Origin of the sequence: Reichenbachiella carrageenanivorans, from assembly GCF_025639805.1 — a bacterium.
GTDB classification, from domain to species: domain Bacteria; phylum Bacteroidota; class Bacteroidia; order Cytophagales; family Cyclobacteriaceae; genus Reichenbachiella; species Reichenbachiella carrageenanivorans.
Map to the genome: position 1 here is coordinate 3,266,028 of NZ_CP106735.1, position 20,195 is coordinate 3,286,222.

Annotated in this window: 19 protein-coding genes; 7 read left to right on the forward strand and 12 right to left on the reverse strand. The window is 41.1% G+C overall.

Annotated elements, in window-relative coordinates:
* Nucleotides 1-117: 117 nt before the first annotated feature.
* Entirely contained in the window at nucleotides 118-558 is a 441-nt protein-coding gene (locus N7E81_RS13065; RefSeq protein WP_263050032.1) for a hypothetical protein, read from the forward strand.
* On the opposite strand, the gene N7E81_RS13070 is transcribed toward N7E81_RS13065, so the two are convergent.
* The 8 genes from N7E81_RS13070 to N7E81_RS13105 all read right to left on the reverse strand — a co-directional run bounded on the left by N7E81_RS13070 (nucleotide 559) and on the right by N7E81_RS13105 (nucleotide 11,349).
* Nucleotides 559-1,044: a YfiR family protein gene (locus N7E81_RS13070; protein WP_263050033.1), complete on the reverse strand. Its 486-nt coding sequence runs from the start codon at nucleotides 1,042-1,044 to the stop codon at nucleotides 559-561.
* A 126-nt stretch (nucleotides 1,045-1,170) separates the two neighbouring features.
* Complete coding sequence (locus N7E81_RS13075) at nucleotides 1,171-1,752, reverse strand: N-acetyltransferase (protein ID WP_263050034.1); 582 nt, start codon at nucleotides 1,750-1,752, stop codon at nucleotides 1,171-1,173.
* Between the two features lie 141 nt (nucleotides 1,753-1,893).
* The gene (locus N7E81_RS13080) at nucleotides 1,894-4,251 is read right to left on the reverse strand and encodes a TonB-dependent receptor plug domain-containing protein (protein WP_263050035.1); all 2,358 of its coding nucleotides are present in this window, start codon (nucleotides 4,249-4,251) and stop codon (nucleotides 1,894-1,896) included.
* Nucleotides 4,252-4,338: 87 nt separating this feature from the next.
* A complete protein-coding gene (locus N7E81_RS13085) occupies nucleotides 4,339-4,836 on the reverse strand; it encodes a YfiR family protein (RefSeq protein ID WP_263050036.1) in 498 nt (165 codons plus the stop codon).
* A 37-nt stretch (nucleotides 4,837-4,873) separates the two neighbouring features.
* Nucleotides 4,874-7,027 carry a methyl-accepting chemotaxis protein gene (locus N7E81_RS13090; RefSeq protein ID WP_263050037.1) on the reverse strand — a complete coding sequence of 718 codons (2,154 nt, stop codon included), beginning with the start codon at nucleotides 7,025-7,027 and terminating at the stop codon, nucleotides 4,874-4,876.
* Between the two features lie 205 nt (nucleotides 7,028-7,232).
* The gene (locus tag N7E81_RS13095; protein ID WP_263050038.1) at nucleotides 7,233-8,279 is read right to left on the reverse strand and encodes a BamA/TamA family outer membrane protein; all 1,047 of its coding nucleotides are present in this window, start codon (nucleotides 8,277-8,279) and stop codon (nucleotides 7,233-7,235) included.
* Nucleotides 8,280-8,292: 13 nt separating this feature from the next.
* A complete protein-coding gene (locus N7E81_RS13100) occupies nucleotides 8,293-9,684 on the reverse strand; it encodes an aldehyde dehydrogenase family protein (RefSeq protein ID WP_263050039.1) in 1,392 nt (463 codons plus the stop codon).
* Nucleotides 9,685-9,705: 21 nt separating this feature from the next.
* Entirely contained in the window at nucleotides 9,706-11,349 is a 1,644-nt protein-coding gene (locus N7E81_RS13105) for an acetolactate synthase large subunit (protein ID WP_263050040.1), read from the reverse strand.
* A gap of 139 nt (nucleotides 11,350-11,488) precedes the next feature.
* Between N7E81_RS13105 and N7E81_RS13110 the strand changes: the two genes are divergently transcribed.
* Nucleotides 11,489-12,331 carry a sterol desaturase family protein gene (locus N7E81_RS13110; RefSeq protein WP_263050041.1) on the forward strand — a complete coding sequence of 281 codons (843 nt, stop codon included), beginning with the start codon at nucleotides 11,489-11,491 and terminating at the stop codon, nucleotides 12,329-12,331.
* On the opposite strand, the gene N7E81_RS13115 is transcribed toward N7E81_RS13110, so the two are convergent.
* The gene (locus N7E81_RS13115; protein ID WP_263050042.1) at nucleotides 12,311-13,588 is read right to left on the reverse strand and encodes a type IX secretion system plug protein; all 1,278 of its coding nucleotides are present in this window, start codon (nucleotides 13,586-13,588) and stop codon (nucleotides 12,311-12,313) included. The genes N7E81_RS13110 and N7E81_RS13115 overlap by 21 nt on opposite strands.
* 139 nt (nucleotides 13,589-13,727) lie before the next feature.
* On the opposite strand from N7E81_RS13115, the gene N7E81_RS13120 reads away from it, so the two are divergent.
* The 4 genes from N7E81_RS13120 (at nucleotide 13,728) to N7E81_RS13135 (ending at nucleotide 16,655) form a co-directional block, all read left to right on the forward strand.
* Entirely contained in the window at nucleotides 13,728-14,270 is a 543-nt protein-coding gene (locus tag N7E81_RS13120) for an RNA polymerase sigma factor (protein ID WP_263050043.1), read from the forward strand.
* On the forward strand, nucleotides 14,257-15,624 hold the full coding sequence (locus N7E81_RS13125) for a hypothetical protein (protein ID WP_263050044.1): 1,368 nt from the start codon (nucleotides 14,257-14,259) through the stop codon (nucleotides 15,622-15,624). The genes N7E81_RS13120 and N7E81_RS13125 overlap by 14 nt, the downstream gene beginning before the upstream one ends.
* 11 nt (nucleotides 15,625-15,635) lie before the next feature.
* Nucleotides 15,636-15,881: a hypothetical protein gene (locus tag N7E81_RS13130; protein WP_263050045.1), complete on the forward strand. Its 246-nt coding sequence runs from the start codon at nucleotides 15,636-15,638 to the stop codon at nucleotides 15,879-15,881.
* A gap of 147 nt (nucleotides 15,882-16,028) precedes the next feature.
* On the forward strand, nucleotides 16,029-16,655 hold the full coding sequence (locus tag N7E81_RS13135; RefSeq protein ID WP_263050046.1) for a hypothetical protein: 627 nt from the start codon (nucleotides 16,029-16,031) through the stop codon (nucleotides 16,653-16,655).
* Between the two features lie 63 nt (nucleotides 16,656-16,718).
* Here N7E81_RS13135 and N7E81_RS13140 read toward each other — a convergent pair whose 3' ends face one another.
* Genes N7E81_RS13140 through N7E81_RS13150 form a run of 3 tightly spaced genes read right to left on the reverse strand, consistent with a single transcriptional unit; the run spans nucleotide 16,719 to nucleotide 19,142 of the window.
* Nucleotides 16,719-17,762: a formylglycine-generating enzyme family protein gene (locus N7E81_RS13140; RefSeq protein ID WP_263050047.1), complete on the reverse strand. Its 1,044-nt coding sequence runs from the start codon at nucleotides 17,760-17,762 to the stop codon at nucleotides 16,719-16,721.
* Nucleotides 17,738-18,766, reverse strand: a complete 1,029-nt coding sequence (locus N7E81_RS13145; protein WP_263050048.1) for a formylglycine-generating enzyme family protein — start codon at nucleotides 18,764-18,766, stop codon at nucleotides 17,738-17,740. Before N7E81_RS13145 ends, N7E81_RS13140 begins: the two co-directional genes overlap by 25 nt.
* Nucleotides 18,767-18,776: 10 nt before the next feature.
* Nucleotides 18,777-19,142: a SpoIIAA family protein gene (locus tag N7E81_RS13150; RefSeq protein ID WP_263050049.1), complete on the reverse strand. Its 366-nt coding sequence runs from the start codon at nucleotides 19,140-19,142 to the stop codon at nucleotides 18,777-18,779.
* Nucleotides 19,143-19,366: 224 nt separating this feature from the next.
* On the opposite strand from N7E81_RS13150, the gene N7E81_RS13155 reads away from it, so the two are divergent.
* Entirely contained in the window at nucleotides 19,367-20,191 is an 825-nt protein-coding gene (locus N7E81_RS13155; protein WP_263050050.1) for a purine-nucleoside phosphorylase, read from the forward strand.
* Nucleotides 20,192-20,195 lie beyond the last annotated feature (4 nt).

Below are 20,195 nucleotides of genomic sequence, written 5' to 3' on the forward strand. Positions count from 1 at the left end.
CACAATCGTTCATATAAACATCAAATACATCCGTAGTAATGATTGAGCACGAGTTGGTATTTTTTTCTATCTTCGAATGATATGAAACTTTGTTTATTTTTATTAACGATTTTACTCATGGCGAGCGATCCTCCTTATACTACATTCATATTGCCAGTAGGTACTGCCTATCGGGCAAAACTGTTAGACTTTGTACAGGTAGATAACCAAATTCAGGCGACCATAGAAGTGGAGCCAGAGATATGGGAAACTGTGGATATGGTTATGCTATTTCATCTACAGTGGAATGATAGAAATGAGGGAAGCGTGAGTGGGGATAAACCCGTTCAGATCAAAATGTTTTTGGGTCCAGAAGTTTACACTTCATTGTCAAACGAAAAACAACTTATTACAAATCGAAACGATTTTTTTCAGACTGATGAGAAGCATCCCATCCGGAGTGCGTATAGCTGGTATGCCACAGAAGTGACTGAGGAAGTTGAACTGCCTGATGTATTGAAAGACAAAGGCACTTTACGCGAAGGCTTCACGACCAAGTGGAAGGAAGCCTTGAAGTAACTATAACGATTGCCCGAGAGAGGCTAGCCTCTTGCTAGGAGTCATCCCTTTCATTGTGATCGATTGCTCATTCATGATGTAGCTCAGTTTGCCATCGGTAAGAAAAATTACCGCATTTGCACCTTTTTGAATATGAGCTTTGTCTTCACTTACCAAGAGAATGCTTTTTTGATATAATGCAGCATATAGAGGTCTGATAAGTCCTCCTTGAGCTTTGGATAAATAGACCAAATGACATTGATCGGCATCTTCTGTATTATTGATTTTAACAACTTCTAAGTCGTCTTTGCGTGCTGCAAATCTTACCAATTCTTCATAGACTTCGGAGTTGCCCATTACGCCTACTTTGATTACCGCAGGGCTGTTGGGCCATACGATATATTCTGTAAATTTATAGACTAAGAGTGCCTTAAATTTGTCTGATTCGTCGGCCATAGCCGATACACTCATAGACATACAAAGCAAAGCAGATATTAATAATTTCATTGTTAAATTTAGATAGCAGTTGAAATATAGGATTGATCAATTGATTCTTCTATGATGCAAAGATGTATTCATTTGATTAGGGGATCAATAGGGTATTCTCCGAATCTCTTAGGGTATATGCGTAAATTACTTACTGCGCATAAACCACAGTGTGATTCCTTCGCTTTTGTAGTCCCAGGTATGGTAGGTTTCAAAACCGTATCGCTCATATACTCGTTTGTTTTTGGCGATGGAAGTTTCGAGGTAGATGGGAAGATTTTGTTTCTCTGCTTCTGCAAAGACGGCTTTTTTTAGTTCATGGGCAGCACCATGACCTTTGCCTGCATCGCTTACGCCAAAGAACCAAAAGTAAAGAAAGTCTCCCGAGGCTGGTCTTTTGCTTTTGACATAATGATCCCTTTTTATTACTTTAAAAATCCGTTCAATACCTATGGCGGTGATCGCCAAGACGAGCTGGTTCCAGTAGTCTAAGAGGTTTTCTTTGTGGCTGTTGAATTTATAGCAGATGGCTACGCCTGTGCGATCGGTAGATAAAAAAATAGCTTTGCGCCTGAGTGCAGTCTTGAATACATACTTGGCCAACCAACGCATACGTTGGGGTTCTTTTTTGTCATTTTTGAGTATGGATCGTACGCTAGGGTTGGAGGGAAATGAATTTGCAATGATATCAACAATCAGGGATTCGTCGGCTTTGGTGGCTTTAGGCATGAGGTTAATTTTTTGCTGGCGCTAATTTAAACCGATATGCTGAAAAATGAAGATATAAAAAAGCCATTCCGATACATCGGAATGGCTTATCTCCTCAATTCTCCCCCTCAATAAAAATTAGGGTCTGACCCTAATGATCTTTTATTTCAATTTATAATTTAACCCCAATCCAAACATCGCGCCGATTTGACTACGAGTTACGTTAAACACTGGGCTGGTGTTGGCTTCGATGCCTTCGTTGAAAATGTCATTACCAAATACGTAGGTTGTCAATTGGCTGTCGAGCCATTTTTTCTCTACTCTCAAGTTGATGATGGTACGTTCACTGTCAGGAGCTATCGTTACGGCATTCGGATCAGGTTTTACTATGTTTTCAAACCGCTCTTGGTTTACAAGATATTTACCCTGCGTGTTGAACTGTGTACCGTAGATCATACTTGCACTTAGGTTTATCTGCTTAGGCAACTCAAAATCTCCTTTGAATCGGAATATATGAGAAGGTACCTTAGATACCGATGGAGTCAAGTCTCTTCCTGTGGTGGTGAAATCAGGGTTTTCTTGTTGTTCCCAAGTAGACTGTAGATATGAGTGTGTCATTTCAAAGACAACCCCATTTACAGGGATAATCTTCACTGTACTCTCAGTACCTAGGGTAGTCCCTTGTACATAGTTGCCATAGAGGTAGTATAAAGCCATTCTGTCTGGCTGGGTAGTAGATTCCTGAATAGTAGCGGCTTCATCAGGGGAGATTCCAATACCATCTTTTATTGTTGTGTGATAAAAGTTGGACTCGAAGGTCAACTGATTTTCGATATTGCCTCTAAAGCCTATTTCCCAAGTTCTGAAGCGAGTAGGTACCGTGTGAGAACCATTTTTTACTGCAGTACTTGTGGTGGCTTGTGGATTTTGACTCTTCATGAATTGTTCTGTGGCAGTGATCGTACCTAGGCCAGTAGGCGAGGTTACAAAAGCTTGGGCTTGTGCAGTAGCTGTAGCATCGTCTGCTCCATTAGATATGGCTGTGTCATAGACATCTTGATAGACAACCTGTGTCGCAGCGCCATTCCATTCGGCATCAGTAGGAGCTTGGTACAAGAACAAGTCAATGTTGGTGTTGTTGAATCCTGGCGTACTGAAAGATTGTGTAAATCCACCCCAGAAAGTCCAGTTTTCAGTTGGTAGATAGCTGATCTTCGCCATTGGAGAGAGGTAATATTCGTCGTTTACCAAAGAGTAATTTTCTGCTTTGATACCTAGTAGGAGGTTTACTTTCCCTCCAGCTAATTTGATTTTGTCCTGAATAAAAGCGCCTTTCAAAGATTCTGAACTTTGTGGATCGCTATAGTTGACACTACTAGGGTTGTTGATATTATGCACATCGAATTTGTTGATACGATAGTTGATACCTGCACTTAAATCATTGAAATCACCTAGTGAGATATTGTCTTGTATTTCAAAGTCATATGTACCGTTGGATACTTCAAAACCGCCTGCCAGTTTTTGGAAGTTATTTTCGATATTAGTAGATGCTCTTACAAAGAGGCTGTGGTTATCACTGAAAGTATGGTCGTACCTCAGGTTGCCTACCAGACGATTATCCGTTACATCTTGTTGTACCAAGACGTCATCCCCACTTAATGCAAAGTCGCTCCCATAGTAGCTGCTGTAGTCTATAGTTTTCAAAGTGTTGAAGTGAGAGTTTAGCGACAGTGTGCCATTTTCACTCAGTTTGTATTTGGCTTTCAAACCAAAACTGTACATGTCGATGTTGTCGTAGTCTTCGGTAAATCTGCTGTTGGCGATCACTTGATTACCATTCTGGTCTGTGCCAGCTAGTGAGCCAAATCCATCGAATAATCTCATTTTGGCGTACCCTGATACAGAGAAGTCTTCGCTGATAGCTCCGCCTGCTCTAATGCTAGTGGCTACATACCCCGCAGAGGCTGCTTCTGCACGAGCATTGATGCCGTCGTATTGATCAGGGTTTTTTGTGAAGATATTTACTACACCAGTGGCCGAGTTAGCACCATAGATTGTTCCTCCAGACCCTCTGATTACTTCTATTCTGTCGATTTCGTCTAGTGGAATATCGAAGTTTCTGAAAGAAAAAGAAGAAGCCATCAAGTCTTGAATAGGCGTACCATCTAGCAAATAAAGTACGGTTCCTGTCAGACCATTTGTTACTTGTGAGTAGCGAATGTTAGATTCTGCGTTAGAATATTCATCTTGTACACCCCAATAGCCAGGTACTAACCTGAGTACTTCGTGTAGAGTAGTAGCACCAGAGTGCTCGATGTCTTTTGATGTCACCACGTAGATAGAAGAAGACACATCTTGTAGTCGTTCTGCTTTTTTAGATACTGAAGTGATTTCGATATTCATCAAGTCTTCGAGCGACATGTCGAATATGCTATCATCTTCCTGCCCGTATAGATTGGGGCTCATGAGTATACTCATACAGAATATACTGCCAATTAGAAATTTGTTTGTAAGCTTCATTTTACTATTGTTTTGCGTGTAGCATCCCGCATCACCTAATTTTAGGTAATGAAAAATGCCAGGTTTTGAAATTTTAGATATGTGGGGTTAGATAGACTTGCCTAGAGCCAGTAGTTTGGAGCTAGGGATCATTTTTTTGTTTTTGATGCTCTTTTCACTGATCAAAAACCGAAGTTTTCCGCTTTCTAGGTAGAAACCGATGTCTGAGCCTTTGCCTACCATGTCGCTGTTGTCTGATACGACTAAAATGCTTTTACCGCCTATAGTTGAATCATAGCTGCTGATTTGTTTGTCTTGAGACTTTGGTAGAAATACAATATTGCATTTGTTGGCATCAGCAGGGGCATTGATGTTAACGACAGTCATGTTGCCCTTCGTTGCTGCAAAATTTGAAAGTTCTTGATAGACATCCGAATTGCCAGCTACACCTACGGTTACATTCTTGTTGCCAGATGGCCACTCGATATACTCTGCAAATTTGTATATAAACAAGGCCTTGAATTTGCTCTCTTGCGCCTGACTGGGGTAGAATAGGCCGAAGGTTAAGGCGACAACTATCCCAATGATTAATTTGTTATGCTTCATAGATAATTATTTTATTTTTGAATAATCTGTGGTCAGACTATGCTTCGTTTTTAGCAAGTTTGAATTTGCTCATGCTTTCCTTTAGTTCGGTGGCAACATGGGTCAATTGTTCTGATTTTTGGCTATAGTTTTCCATTCCAGAAGATAGTTCAGTGGCAGAGCTAGCTACTTCTTCAGTTCCTGCTGCTGTTTGTTCTGCAATCACTACTACGGATTCGGTAATGGATACTACTTTTCCAATGTCTGATTGCTGCGATTGTGTGGCATTCACAATTTCTTCTGAATAGGATAAGGTTCGGGTAGTTGAATCTGCAATTTCTTTGAATACCTCAGAAGCTTCGGTAGAGGCTTCTCTACCTACACGTACACTGGTATTCATAGTTTCCATCACTTGAGCGGCTTGCTCTGTATCTTTTTGAACATCAGCTACAAGTGTTTCGATTTGTCTGGCTGAGCTTCTAGAGTCCTCGGCAAGTTTTCTGATCTCCTCAGCGACTACAGCAAACCCTCTGCCAGCGTCGCCTGCTTGTGCCGCTTCGATGGCAGCATTCAAGGCCAATAGGTTTGTTTGTGAAGCGATCTCTGTGATCACACCCAATACCCTAGTGATTTCTTCAGATCGCTGTGTCAATACCTTAATCGAGTCATTGGTTTTTACTGCATAGACGGAAATGTCTTGCATGGTAGTGGCTACATTGTCTACCATTTCTTTTCCTTTCTTGCTACTGTTTACCCCAGATTTAGCAGCTTCATTGATATTGGCAGCTTTGCTACCCATTTCGTTGGATGAGTTTCTGATGCCTTCTACTAAGTTGGATGCTTCGTCTACTTTTACCACCTGATTTTGAGCTCCTGTGCTCATCTGCCCAATAGCAGAAGCGATTTCTCCAGTATTGGCAGACATTTCTTCGCTGGCGTTGAGCATTTCGGTAGAGGCTTCTTCTACCACTATGGCGCTGTCTGTGATTTGTACTAGAAGGTTATTCAGATTGCTAGTTGCTTTGTTTAGGTTGCTTACTAGTGTGTAGATGTCTCCCTTAGAATCTAGTAAGTACTTGTGTGTAAGGTCGCCATCAGCCAAGGCAGTTACGATTTTATTTACTTCTAAGATAGGCGTTGCTATAGAGTGTAGCAAGTGGTTGATCGTTTCGCTGAGCTCAAGCCATGCACCTTGCTTGGCTTGGGTAGAGATTCTGGTGTCTAGTCTACCATCTTCTCCTGCCGCTTTTACTACCTCATTGGTCTCGTTGATTACTTTTTTGAGATTGGTTCGCATAGAGAGTAGCGCATGACCAAGCACATCTTCTTCACTTAGTGCTTCGAAGTGCGCTTCTAAGTTGCCTTCTCCGATTTCACTAGCAAACTCAGAGGAGCTTTTGAACCCAAGAATCAATGAATTGATACCATAACTCATTTCTCCTATTTCGTCATTGTTTATCACATTAATAGCCTCAGGGATTACGCCTAGTCGGATTTGGGCTATTTTATCTTGTAATATTTTAATAGGCACAGTGATGTTTCGTGACAACCAGCTCGAGATGACTAGTGCAAATACAGCACCTACTAAACTTAGGATTAAAATGGCAATACCTAAGTTGGAAAATGATTCTTCCATGTCAGTACTGATTTGATTGGTCTCGTCAGACTTGAGCGCCATGGTCGCATCCAGTTTTTCGATCAATTCGTCACTGGTAGGTATAATGTTGCTTTCTACCAGATCCTCGCAGACAAACAAAGTCATGGCGTCCTCGTAGGCTAGTGCCGAATTGAGACTCTCCATGATTGTGCGCTGATCATTTAGTATACTTTCGAATGAAGTGATGATGTTGCCGATTACTTCTGCTTCTTCGGGATGAGTTGTCGAAGTGATAGTAAGTAGCTTTTCTTTGATTGCAGGGTAAGTCTCCAGATGAATGGTACGGAGTTTTTCCTTGTCTTTTTCATACCTACTTACATATACCCAGTTGGTAGAATAGGCCTTACTGTCTTTTATCAAATTGCGGAAATCACCATACGTGTTGAGTGTAGGGTAGACGTCTTTAGTGACTTTGTTTAGGAGGTTTATGCTGTTATTGAGCGTGTAGGATGTATATAGACCGTTGAATACGATTACACCAATAAGCACATAAAAACTAATACGGATTTTGCGTCCGATATTAAAGTTGAATTTAATCAGATTGCTTAGCTTCATTATTATGTTGGTTTTGGTTTTGCCTAGCCTAAAATATAGAAAGACAAACCAAGTTTTAAATTTATTATTTGCCCGCAGGGTTTCCTATTGAAAAATAATTTTCACAAAAGTAGTGTGTTGAACTTGAGTAAGGCAATAAGCGGAACCACTAAATTTTCATATAGGAGAATATACTTATAGCAATCGATTGGCAAAGGTTCTAAACTTAGAATGATTCTCCAATTTTGAACGCTATACTCCAATCGTCTTTTCCTATGGCTGCGTCTAGTCCCACATTCATATGATTTTTGGGAAATACGGTGTAGCGGAATCCTGCGCCACCTCCTGGGAGTATTATTCCATTATCTTCTTCATTGATGGCTTGCCATACGGTGGCCAATCCAGCAAATCCAACGAATCCAATTTTTTCGCCAATATTCCATCTGTATTCTGCTTGTATGGCCATTTTGTTGTTGCCTCTATATTTGCCTTGAGAATAACCCCTTATGTCTGTACGACCTACGATAAATTGCTGCTGAAAGGATAAATCGCCTATTCCTATCCCAGTATAAATTCTGGCCGCTAGTATATCACGCTTATTGGGCATTGATATGTATTTGTTGTAGTCGATTTCTATTTTGTTTGAAACAAACTCGTTTCCAATAAAAGATGGGTAGGTGGTCCATTTTAGGTTGACTTTTTGCCCACTTCTAGGGTAATATACTTGATCTCTATTATCGTAGGATAATTTAAGTCCTAGACCTTGAAGAAGTGTGCCGCTATCTTCTATGTCTGCATCAAAGGCTGTATTAGTTTTGTTGATAGAATAACGTATGCCACCAAATAGATTGCCAGCAATTCTTCTATCTACCAATATGATGAAAAATCGAGATTGCGTATTGTAGTCAATAAAACCTGCATCAGGCATATCTACATAAAATTGAAAATTGGATGAACCAAATCCGCCATAGGAGGTGATCCGCCAGCGGTCTTCCTTGAGATATAGTCGTTGAAAGTACATGGTGAACCAAGTTTTATTGGTTGTGTACAGGCCGAGTAAACTGGTCATCGAAGCAGGAGATACGGTGTCTTTTTTGTTGATAGGATACATAGCCATGGGCATGACGCCAAAAGCTGCGCCGAGTGATCTGCCATAATTGATGTAAGGCATGACTTTGAGTTCGAAAGACTGTGTAGAATCAGTTGGTGTCGACAAACTTTGACTAAAAACCTGAGTAGAGATGAAAAAACTCAGGATGAATAGTTTGTACATGGGCTTAGTGGATTTATAATATACTGCTTTTGATTACCATAAGTTTTTCTCTGGTCATGTCGTGCATGGAGTGAGGGATACTGCCTAAACCCAAGCCTGACGCATCGCGACCGCCAAATGGCATCCAGTCTACTCTAAAGGCAGTATGATCGTTGACCATTACTGCTGTAGCGTTGAGCTTTTTCACGGTATCTAGTGCGATGTCTATATTTTTAGTAAAGATAGACGCTTGAAAGGCGTAAGCCAAACTATTGGCTTTGGCTATGGCTTGATCTCGGTTGCTGTAGGTATAAAGGCAGACGACAGGGCCGAATATTTCTTGTGAAGAAACTTTGCTATCCTCTGAGGGGTTGAGCAATAGAGTAGGAGCATAAAAAGTATCAGAAATTTTCTTGCCACCACAAATGATTGTGGCTCCATTGGCTTTGGCTTCTTCTACCCACTCATGTACACGGTCTACTTCTTTGGGCAAAATCAGAGGTCCTACTTCCGTATCTTTATTTAGTGGGTCTCCAGATTTTAGACTTTCTACCTGAGATTCCATTTCTTCTATGACTTGGTCGGTAATAGATTCGTGTACGTAGATCCTTTGGACAGATACACAGACTTGCCCGGCGTGATAGAAGCCCCCTTTCACCAAGGCTGGAATCATCGAAGAGAGATCTGCATCTGGCTCTATGATCACAGGAGCAGCACCGCCATGCTCCAGTGCACATCGAGTACCAGGTGCTAGTTTGGATCGTAGATACCAGCCTACTTTGGCTGAGCCGATAAAGGAGAAGAAGTTGACCTTTGGGCTAGTAACTAGTAGTTCAGCCACGTCGTTGTTGCAGGGCATGGCTGTGCACCAGCCTTTGGGCAAGCCAGCGGCCTCGAATAGCTCCACCAATAGCAAACAAGTGAGTGGAGTAGTAGGGGCAGGTTTGATGATGACCGGACTACCTACTGCTATGGCAGGGATGGTTTGATGAATGATCAGGTTGATGGGATGATTGAATGCGCTGACAGAGGCCACGACTCCGATAGGTTCGCGCATCGTATAAGCCATGCGATTGGCAGAAGAAGCAGTATGTCCCATGGCTACTTCTTCGCCTTTTAGATGTCCCATGTTTTCGATGGCAAGTTTTACGCCATTGATGGCACGTGTCATTTCTACTTCGGTGTCCATCCAAGGTTTACCCCCTTCTTGCGTTGATGTTCGGATGATTTCCTCAGACCGTTCTGCCATTAGTATAGCTATTTTTTCGAGTATTTCTACTCGTTTGTACTTAGGTAGCCATTGAGATGGGTCTAGAAATAGCTCATGTGCCTGATCTATGGCTGTTTGCATTTGTTGGCTGTCGGCCAAAGGGATTTCCTTGATCAAGGATTGATCAAAGGGGGCAAATATTTTTAATGTAGACATATTATTTTGGAGGTTTTGGTTTTATAATGCTTCGGCTTTTTCTTTGATTTTGACATTGAGTATGGCATGGTTGAGCGAGTAATCCACGGGGCAGTCTATGACATGCACGCCTTCTGTATTCAGACATTTTTGTAAGGTAATACTGAAATCCTTATCGCTTTCGATCCGATGACCATAAGCACCATAGCTTTCGGCATATTTCACAAAATCAGGATTGGTATAATCTAGCCCAAAATTATCGAAGCCCATCCCTTCTTGTTTCCATTTGATCATGCCATAGGCGTTGTCATTGAGTATGATCACTACTACGTGCAGTTTTTCTCTCACTGCAGTTTCTAGTTCTTGGGAGTTCATCATAAACCCACCATCTCCACAGACTGCGATCACTTTTTTGTTTGGATGAATGAGCTTGGCAGCCAAAGCAGCTGGAAGCCCAGCCCCCATGGTAGCTAGTGCATTGTCTAGTAGCAGCGTATTGGGTTCGTAGCATTTATAGTTACGTGCAAACCAAATTTTGTAAACCCCATTGTCGAGCGAAACGATGCCGTCAGATGGCATGAGTTTTCTGATTTCATTTACGATACGTTGTGGGAGCATCGGGTATCTGTCGTCTTCGAAGTATTTAGAAATGTGTGATTCCACTTCTTCGTCCACTTTTTTGAAAAAGCTAAAATCCCAGTGTTTTTGCTTTGATACACCTTCCATGATTTCCCAAACTGAAGCTGCAATATCTCCCAATACATCTAGGTCAGGAAAGTACACTTGATCTACTTCTGCCGAAAAGAAGTTGATATGAATGACCTTTTTGCCGCCATGCTCCATGAAAAATGGCGGCTTCTCGATTACATCATGACCTACATTGATAATCAAATCCGCCTTGTCTATGGCATAGTGCAGGTAGTCATTGGATGAAAGTGCAGCTGTACCCAAGTGCTGATCGTGGCGATTGTCTACTACGCCTTTGCCCATTTGGGTGTCAAAGAAATAGATGCCTGTTTTTTCGATCAACTTGAGCAATGCATTGCCAGTTCTTTTTCTATTGGCTCCAGCACCAATTAGAATTAAGGGCATTTTAGAGGCTTCGATCATTTGAATGGCTTCTTTGATCGCTTTTGGATCAGGCGCGGGTCTGCGTACTTCTGGAACATTAAATACAGTTTCGTCTGCCATTTCAGCAGCTACATCCTCTGGGAGTTCTATATGCGCAGCTCCAGGTCTTTCTTCCGACGATATTCTAAAAGCCTCTCTGACGATAGAGGGGATGTTGTTGGCACTTACCACTTGTTTGGTGTACTTGGTGAGGGGGCGCATCATATCCACCACATCGAGTATTTGAAAACGGCCTTGTTTGCTTTTTTTGATTGGTTTTTGACCCGTAAGCATGAGCATAGGCATGGCACCCAACTGGGCATAGGCGGCAGGAGTGACCAAGTTGGTTGCTCCAGGCCCCAGTGTGGAGAGGCATACACCTGGCTTGCCTGTGAGTCGCCCATAGGTGGCTGCCATAAAACCAGCACCTTGTTCGTGACGAGTCAATATTAGTCTGATTTTTGAATCTTTTAGAGAGTTGAGAAAATCTAAGTTCTCTTCTCCAGGAATTCCAAAAATGTATTCTACACCTTCATTTTCGAGGGCTTGTACAAATAAGTCAGAAGCTTTGGTCATGTTTTTTTGTTTTTGATAGAGTTGTTTTTGAATTTAAGGGATAAGCTTTGGCATGCCAAGGTTCTTAAGAGATTTATGGTCGTTGGGAGTCAATGATCAGTATTTTTACTTACATTATTGAGCATTAACAAAGACAAAAATGGAAGATTTAATAGCATTTTTTACTCATGTGCCGATGTGGTTTAGAGCAACTATCCTGATTGGCGGACTCGTGGTATTTTGGATATGGGAAGGCCTATTTCCTCTTTTTAATTTTCAGTATCATAAAGCCAAACATGCAGGTGTCAACCTGTTCTTTACACTGACCACTATGATTATTGGGTTTGGTATGGCGGGGTTGCTTTTGTTGGCTTCGGATACGGTATCAGCACATCAGTTTGGTCTTTTGTATCTCATAGATCTACCGTTATGGTTGCAGGTGTTGGTAGGAGTGTTGCTGCTGGATTTGATTGGTGCGTATTTTATTCATTGGGTAGAACACAAAGTTAAGTGGATGTGGAAGTTTCATTTGGTACACCATACTGATACCACTATCGATGTTACCTCTGGTTTACGTCATCATCCTGGGGAGACCGTTTTTAGGATTTTATTTACCATTCTTGCCGTGATTGCAATTGGTGCACCCATGGGTACGATCATGTTATACCAAAGTTTATCTATTCTGTTTGCCCATCTGACCCATGCTAATAGCTCGCTATTTGGAAAATGGGATAAAACACTGTCTTACCTGCTAGTTACTCCCAATATGCATAAGGTGCATCATCACTACACGCAGCCTTGGACCGACACCAATTTTGGCAATATCTTTTCATTATGGGATCGGCTATTTGGAACTTTCCAGTATGTTGATGATATGAAGAAAATGAAATACGGCATTGATACTCACATGAAAGCAGAAGAAAATGCCAAGTTAACTAATTTACTGGCGATCCCTTTTCAGAAATATCGTGTGCCGCCCGAATCAAAATTTGGTTCGAAATGAGTAATAACCCACTACTTTGTCTGTAAGGTCACTAAATGACTTGTGGTAAACAATGATTTCGTAATTATTTTCCGTTTGATAGAAAGACCCTTCAAAATAGTAAGGATCTGCGGTCTGTGTATCATCTACCCAATACAAGTAGTCGTAGAGTCCTTGCTTAAGGAGTACTTTGCCTGTGTAGGATTGTGATGTGTTATCGTAGGTTAATTTGCTTTTATTTGATTTCTGAAAATCGTTGAATGCTCCCAATACGTACACGGGATGAGGCAAAGGGTTCGATTTTATTTGAAACTTAGTGAGCAAGTAATCACATTCTAAGTAATCGCCCATGGCTTCGGTAGAGGCAATGATATAGCCACCATTTTTATCTTGTATCATGGAGTAGGCTTGGTGTTTTCGGCTCTTGCCTAATATCACCTCGGCAGTTCTGGGGTCAGCATTAGGATCGACATGTGCCACATAAGCTCCTCTGAAACTGTAGCTTCTCAAATCGGCCGCCCTGAATTCGTTACCTCCCTTGAAATTGTTTTCTAAATTGAAATGTCGGTATTCTATAAGTGACTTATCTCTTCTGATGGCAGTGGGTTGTAGGCCAGTCAATATGTTATCCCAGCGTTGGTTTTGGCGAATGACTATTTTGAATTCAGTCCTAGGGTTAGATGCTTTGATACGACTATAAATAATATCGAAGTCGATTTGCTGATTGAAATCTCTCTCCATTACACCTGTAGATATTCTAGTAGAGGGTTGGATACTCACACTGTTGTCGTACACAATAAACCTTCTGGTAAGTAGTAAATCATCTTCATCGCCGTTTTGGTACACCTGCACGATGTAGTTACCTGTGGTTTTTACTCTTGGCATTTTAAACCAGTAGTTGACATATAGCGTCTTGGTATTGATGGAGTATTCGAAATCTCGCAGATCAAATGCATTGTAATCGTATAGAAATTCGATATCGTTGAGTACTGATTTAGTCCAGTCAGCATTGCAGTGTACAATTTTAGCTTGTACATCTATGTATTCCTCTAGCAAGAGGTCGAATTGGAGTAGTAAAGTTTCCGTGTTGCCTCTGGGTACAATGGGAGCACCTAGTTCTTGGTTTGGGTTGTTAGTGATGGGGTAGAGCTGCACCGAACCTACAAATGGCTCGTAGCTTTTATTGTCGTATATAATTTGTTTTTGCTGGGCTATAGAATTCGGGGCAATTTTTGCTAGGATAAGGAAAATAGTGCAAATACGCTGAAAGGCAGTCATAATGTGGGGATTGAATTTATTATTCAACGAAAGTACATTGGATTATTTTGAATAAAAACAAAATACTTTCCAACCCTTTGGAATCTCACTGTGTCTTACAGACAAACCAAAACCGAATTGCACTCCTATACGGATGGAGATGAACGAAAAGCAACTAATTAAGGGCTGTATAAAAGGAGAGAGGCAAGCGCAAGAGCAGCTGTATCAGCTGTTTTCTGCCCGTATGTTTGCCATCTGCCTGAGGTACACCAAAGCTCAGCAAGAAGCTGAGGATGTCTTGCAAGAGTCGTTTATCAAAGTATTCAAGCAAATAAAAAGCTATAAGGGAGAGGCGTCATTGGTGTTTTGGATCAAACGAATAGTGATCAATACGGCGCTCAATTCGCAAAGAGGTAAATTATATCTGTATCCAATGGTGGATGTAGAGGAATTGAAAACGACCTATGAAGAGGCGCATGATGTAGCCGACTATACAATGGAAGAACTGATGCAATTGGTAAAGGATTTGCCAGATAGCAGCCAGATCATATTCAATCTCTATGCAATAGAGGGGTACAAACATCAGGAGATTGCAGAGTTGCTCAATATTTCAGTAGGGACTTCAAAATCACAGTATTCAAGAGCAAAAGCGTTGCTAAGAGAGCGAATGAAAGGAAATAAAGTGAAATATGGAAAAGGCTGATAAGACATTCGAACAGCAATGGAGCCAAGCCATGGAAGGTGCAGAGGTGACTCCGCCTTCACATGTATGGGTAGGCATCGATGGTCAACTTGCGCATGCTCAAGCAGCTAATTATAAAAAACAGGCTGATTTTTATCGATGGGCCGCTGCTGCTTGTTTGTTTTTGGTTTCGCTGGTTGGTGGCTTGTACTGGATGGGTGGCGGTGAGACTGCAGATGACCTTGTAGTACATACTGAAGGTCAAATGCCTACATCACCTCAAATAAAAGACAACCAAGCAAGTGTTATGACATTAGCCGATGATGAGAAAAACGAAGACACGAATACATCAATGCAAAGTAGCAGTGCGTCCATTAGTTTGGATCATGTAAGTCATGCTGGAAATACAGCTTTGATTGAGTCGCCAGCAACACCGACTATAGCTCCAAGAACAGGGGAGTGGGAGGTGAAGTCATTACATAGAAGTGGTGTGGAAGAAGTACAATTGATGGCTATTTCTTCTAAAAAAACAACCATGCCATCTTTGGTGAGTCCTTGGCAAGCAAACCAATTGTATGGTGTGGCTAGGACTTGGGAAACGATTGATGAAGATAAAATGGAAAGCCCTATGTGGGCAGGCGTGAGCTTCAGTGCAGGATCTTTTGATCCAGGGTTTAGTGGAGGAGGTCAGCGGAGTATGGTTGTGATGAGTCAGTCGTCGAGCTTCTCTGCAGAGAGTAGCGCTCGAGTAAAGAGCCAATCTGTGGCTGATCCTGTCTATGCCAGTGGGCAGTCTGTGGCTGGTGGATTGGATTTGGGACGGAAATTCACCAAGAAAATCATGCTGAGTGGAGGCTTGCATTACAGCGCTTTTAACACAGGATCGGCGAGTAGTCAAACAGTGACTGACGAGTTAGACAATAGCTTTGCGCTAACCAATGCGACTACAGATACGAATTTAGAAGAGGCACTGTCGGACGGGCAATTGAGATTTGATGGGCAGCAGGTACAGCTAGCCAATGAATACCAATACATTACCATACCAGTCAAAGCTGGATATATCTTGCTGGATAAGCAATTTAACATCACAATTAATACGGGTGTGTCTAGCAACTTTCTGGTAGACTCTCAATTAGTGTCCAGTAGCACATCTAGAACATTGAGCAATGAGTTGAATACTTCTCAGGCTTATCAAAGTGTTTATTTTAATTTTTTAACCAGCGTGTCGTTTGGATATGTTTTCAAACAGCACTACCAGTTTTTATTGGAGCCTAACTACAATCAGGCATTAACAAACTTTACTAATACCAGTTATGAGGATCAGGCCAAACCTAAGAATATAGGTGTCGCCATTGGATTTAGGTATAATTTTTAAATTTCAGAATTATGATAACAAGAGACATCAAAGAAGTAAGCCAAAAGGCACTAGGAAAGTTGGTGATTTCCGGCCTCCTGTTTTTGTTTATGCTATCCATGTTGGCTCCTGGCTGCCGAGAAACCGAAAATTCGCAAGCGATGGCATACCAAGGGCAAGTGATTGCGTCATGCGTGGATCCTATCAGTCCATGTGAACCATTGATTAAAGAAATATTTTTTCAACTGGAAGAAGAAGTGATCGATGTGCCTGTATGAGTACAATAAAAAAGATTAGGTTTATAAGTAATTAAAGGCTAGCGACACGCTGGCCTTTTTTTATCTAGTCAAAATAACAGGGCGTGAGCTTACGTGATGAAAACATTAGGTAATTTTCTGCTTTAAAAAAATTTAACGATAACACTAATGAAGAATATTTTATCCCTTGTATTGGTTATAATGGTTGTAGCCTCATGTGCACCCAAGCTTTCATTTACTTGGACCAAACCCGGCTATGAAGTAGCCAAGTATCAGAAAATTGCCATTTTTTCAAAAACAAGAAATCTCCAAATCGCTTCGGAATTTCAAGATACTATGGTCGATTATTTGGCAGACAAAGGCATCACAGCTGTAGCAGGGTTGTCACTCTTTAGTCCTTCTCAATTGGAGACTATGGATGAAGGAGAAATCCATATGGCATTGCTTAAAGAGGGTGTGGATGGCGTGATATCAGTAGCAGTAGTAGACAAGGAAAAATCGACTGAATATGTGACAGGAACTAATACCTATATGTATGGGGGCTACGGGGGCTATGGTTTTGGTGGTTATTACGGATATAGATATGGACCAGGGTATTACGATCCAGGGCATTATCAGGAAACAACTACCTTTTTGTTGGAAAATCATTTTTATGAATTGAAAGAGGCCGATTCGAAAGAAGAAGCACTGCTTTGGGCTTCTCAAAGTATAATTTCAGACCCGACAAAAAGTATTGCCAGAACGTATTCTAAACTATTGGTGAATACACTGATAAAAGAAGAGATCATAAAATGATAAGAAATTCGAAAAGTTTGATTTAGCCATGTCGAATCAAACTTTTCGAATTTTCTATTAAGCCTACTGCTCCACTATTTCTACAATACATCTAAACCCCACGTCCGTTTTGTAGGCCTGAGTGTCGTCTTCTTCGAATATTGCCTCATCGGTATTAGGCGTCAGGTAACTGCCCCCAATAGCATAGCCTTCTGCTACCAATTCTTTCACATTTCCATAGAGGTTGTAAAACCCTCTGTCATTGGGTTCAAAACTATAGATATACTGAGGGATCATGATGGGCACGCCATCTGATTCATATTTGAGGTTTACGTTGTATCCAATAAAGGATGCTTTGACTAGCATGGACTCATCGGCAAATCTGTTTTTTACGATATCTTCCTCTATAAACAAACTGGCTTTTTTACTTACTTCGTGTGGCATGATTCGGATTTCTTCTGTTGTAGACCCTGCAGCTTTTAGCCACTCTGCTTTGGTGGGCAGTCTACCTGCAAATTTGTATTTTCTTGATTCATCGATGAGTATTTCCTGTAGACCTATGTTGAGTTTTTCTGCACGCCATTGGCAGTAGGTTTCGGCAGTTTCGTAGGTTACTGCTAGTACTGGGAAAAATGAAAATTCAGGGTTTTTGAAGTAGTTCAGTACATATTTGCTTTCTTGTTTGGGAATATAGGGTTTGTCTTGGTATCGCCCAGAGTCTTTTACCATAAAGAAGAGAAACTCTTCGAAATGTATGTTGGCCAATTCGGTTTGATCCAGAAATTTGCCTTTAGCAATGGGTAATGTGCCAGGCGGTACGATATAATTTTGGTTGTATAGTTCGGTGTCATTCCATTCAGAGTCTTTCCATGGGTCATATTTGCCTTGATAGAAAATTGTTTTTTCAGAATGTTTGTTGGCTTCGTATACCTGTAGCATTTGTCCAGAGGCTTCGGGATCATAGGTGTATATCGGCATGGCCGTTCGTTCGCTACAGCAGCTGGGGGCAAAACTGACAGGGTGTAGGTCTTGGGCGAAAGACAGTATCGGACAGAATAATGAAAGCAAGAGATATTTCATAAGAGTAGAATAAAGTATGGCGTCTAGCGTACGATCTTGGTCACGCATCTAAAACCAATGTCGGTTTGATAATCAAATGTTGTGGTATGTTCAAATAGCTCTTCATGAGAATTTCCCGTTTTGTAGCTGCCACCTATGGCGTACCCTTCTTGTAGGATTTCCTTCACATTACCATACATGTTGTATGTGCCTGTTGCTCGTGGTTCGAATCCATAAATATAAAAGGGAATGTCGAGTTTGATGGCAAATTCAGTCCCGTGATTGAGGTTTACATTATACCCATATACGGTAGTAGATGCTAGTATTTTTTCGTCAGCAAATTCATTAGCTATCACATCGTACTGAAGAAATTCTTGAGCCTTTTTGTTGATTTCATACGTGCGGTCTCTAATTTCCTTTGTGCTGTGTCCAGCAGCTCTTTTCCATTCGTGTTCAGATGGTAGTCGGCCTTCGTATCTGTATTTTTTGTAGGGGTTGTCGCTAGCTAAGAAATCTTTGAGATCTTCGTTTAGGTTTTTGGCTTTCCAATCACAAAAGGTTTTCGCGCTTTCTGCGTCTATACCCACTACAGGAAAAAAGTAAAACTCAGGATTATTGTAGTAGTTGGTCATGTATTTTTCATCCAATACTGGTACATACGAATCGTGAATGGCTTTCCCCGAATCACGATCTACAAAATGAAGAAATTCATGATAGTGTATGTTAGCCACCTCAGTGGCATCAATATATACTCTTTTGAAAAGAGGGATGGTTTGAGGAGGGACGATATAGTCCTGGAAATAGAGGATGTTGGCTTTGTTTTCTTTTTCCTTCCATGGGTCATAATAGCCGTTGTAATAGAGCGATTGTTCGGAGTATGCATTGGCTTCGTCGAGAAATAGATGGTCTATGGCGTAGACCTTATTGTACGTATAAATTTCACGATCAGTAATGGCAGACACAGGGCCAGGAGAGTCGGCAGTAGGGTGTTTTTTGGCTTGCGCCAATGCAGTTTTGCCCCAACCTATAACTGCCGTGCAAAAGAGCACAGTGGTGAGTTTAGTTATGTTCAATTTTTCTTCTTTAATGACTGCAAATCCATTCTACAGCTTCATCCATTTGTCCATCGTCAAAGCGTTTGAGTTCTGCTTTTACAAAATGATTGGCTAAACTGGGGAAAGATTTGATCAAGTTGTCTTCGGTCATAAATCCCACCTTGCTGATAAGTTTATGATGGTCTTTCACAAATTTGACATGATGAAAAAAACTGTCCAAATTATCCCAACCAGGGAACTTTTTGACCATGATAATGAGTCCTGCCAGCTTGCCGAAATCTTCAATATAATGATCCACTTCATCGGTTAGGTTTTCCATGTCAAACACAGAAATGGGTCCATTAATAGAAAGTATCACATAGCCTTGATCTTTATTTAGACTTAGGTTGATCATAGGTAAATAGACGTTTTGCTGCATTTAAAAGTACTAGAATTAATTTGAAATGAAAGAATAAGAGTAGTAGCTATTCGACGAATCTTTGTAGTTGTTATCATCAATCTTAGGATTGCTATAATAATTATTCATAAAATGCATTTAGATGAAAACATACAATCTCATTTTTCGACCCATTTTTTAAATGCCCCATACTATCTTAGCGGTTTGTACCAATTATGATTATGGAATACCTGTCGCAAATAAAAGAAGCCACTCAATACATTTTATCACAAACAGATTTTAAGCCTGATTATGGTGTCATTTTAGGTACGGGGTTGGGCGCTTTGGTCAACGATGTGCAAATCGTTCATGAGATCAATTATGAAGACATTTTACATTTTCCATTGTCTACGGTAGAATCTCATTCGGGCAAATTGATATTTGGTCATTTGGGTGAAAAAAGAGTGGTCGTGATGAAAGGTCGCTTTCATTACTACGAAGGGTACAATATGAAGGAAGTGACGTTCCCCGTCAGGGTAATGAAGATGCTTGGTATCAAAAAACTTATCATATCTAATGCCTCAGGTGCACTCAATCCAGCCTATCAGAAAAGCGAACTGATGGTGATCAATGATCACATCAATATGCAGACAGAAAATCCTTTGACAGGAAAAAATCTGGATGAAATGGGTGTGCGATTTCCTGACATGAGTGAGCCATATGAGCAATCTATGATCGATACGGCCATGCAGATTGCTGAAAAAGAAAATATACCTCTGCATCAAGGCGTTTATGTAGGAGTAAATGGCCCAAACCTTGAGACACGAGCAGAGTATCATATGCTTCGTGTGATAGGAGCAGATGCTGTGGGAATGTCTACCGTGCCCGAAAATATAGTGGCGAGACAGATGGATATTCCTGTTTTTGCCGTTTCTGTATTAACAGACTTATGTTATCCCGGCCATATTCAAAAAATATCCGTAGAAGAAGTGATTGCAGCAGCCATGAAGGCTGAACCTTACTTGACAAAGTTGATCAAGCAGGTGATCGCTGCAGATAAAATATAAAATA

Coding starts and splice junctions, on each gene's coding strand:
- N7E81_RS13085 (WP_263050036.1), bottom strand. CDS start 4,836: ATGAAGCATAACAAATTAATCATTGGGATAGTTGTCGCCTTAACCTTC.
- N7E81_RS13090 (WP_263050037.1), bottom strand. CDS start 7,027: ATGAAGCTAAGCAATCTGATTAAATTCAACTTTAATATCGGACGCAAA.
- N7E81_RS13140 (WP_263050047.1), bottom strand. CDS start 17,762: ATGCGTGACCAAGATCGTACGCTAGACGCCATACTTTATTCTACTCTT.
- N7E81_RS13130 (WP_263050045.1), top strand. CDS start 15,636: ATGATAACAAGAGACATCAAAGAAGTAAGCCAAAAGGCACTAGGAAAG.
- N7E81_RS13155 (WP_263050050.1), top strand. CDS start 19,367: ATGGAATACCTGTCGCAAATAAAAGAAGCCACTCAATACATTTTATCA.
- N7E81_RS13105 (WP_263050040.1), bottom strand. CDS start 11,349: ATGACCAAAGCTTCTGACTTATTTGTACAAGCCCTCGAAAATGAAGGT.
- N7E81_RS13065 (WP_263050032.1), top strand. CDS start 118: ATGGCGAGCGATCCTCCTTATACTACATTCATATTGCCAGTAGGTACT.
- N7E81_RS13080 (WP_263050035.1), bottom strand. CDS start 4,251: ATGAAGCTTACAAACAAATTTCTAATTGGCAGTATATTCTGTATGAGT.
- N7E81_RS13110 (WP_263050041.1), top strand. CDS start 11,489: ATGGAAGATTTAATAGCATTTTTTACTCATGTGCCGATGTGGTTTAGA.
- N7E81_RS13100 (WP_263050039.1), bottom strand. CDS start 9,684: ATGTCTACATTAAAAATATTTGCCCCCTTTGATCAATCCTTGATCAAG.
- N7E81_RS13095 (WP_263050038.1), bottom strand. CDS start 8,279: ATGTACAAACTATTCATCCTGAGTTTTTTCATCTCTACTCAGGTTTTT.
- N7E81_RS13115 (WP_263050042.1), bottom strand. CDS start 13,588: ATGACTGCCTTTCAGCGTATTTGCACTATTTTCCTTATCCTAGCAAAA.
- N7E81_RS13070 (WP_263050033.1), bottom strand. CDS start 1,044: ATGAAATTATTAATATCTGCTTTGCTTTGTATGTCTATGAGTGTATCG.
- N7E81_RS13120 (WP_263050043.1), top strand. CDS start 13,728: ATGAACGAAAAGCAACTAATTAAGGGCTGTATAAAAGGAGAGAGGCAA.
- N7E81_RS13135 (WP_263050046.1), top strand. CDS start 16,029: ATGAAGAATATTTTATCCCTTGTATTGGTTATAATGGTTGTAGCCTCA.
- N7E81_RS13150 (WP_263050049.1), bottom strand. CDS start 19,142: ATGATCAACCTAAGTCTAAATAAAGATCAAGGCTATGTGATACTTTCT.
- N7E81_RS13075 (WP_263050034.1), bottom strand. CDS start 1,752: ATGCCTAAAGCCACCAAAGCCGACGAATCCCTGATTGTTGATATCATT.
- N7E81_RS13125 (WP_263050044.1), top strand. CDS start 14,257: ATGGAAAAGGCTGATAAGACATTCGAACAGCAATGGAGCCAAGCCATG.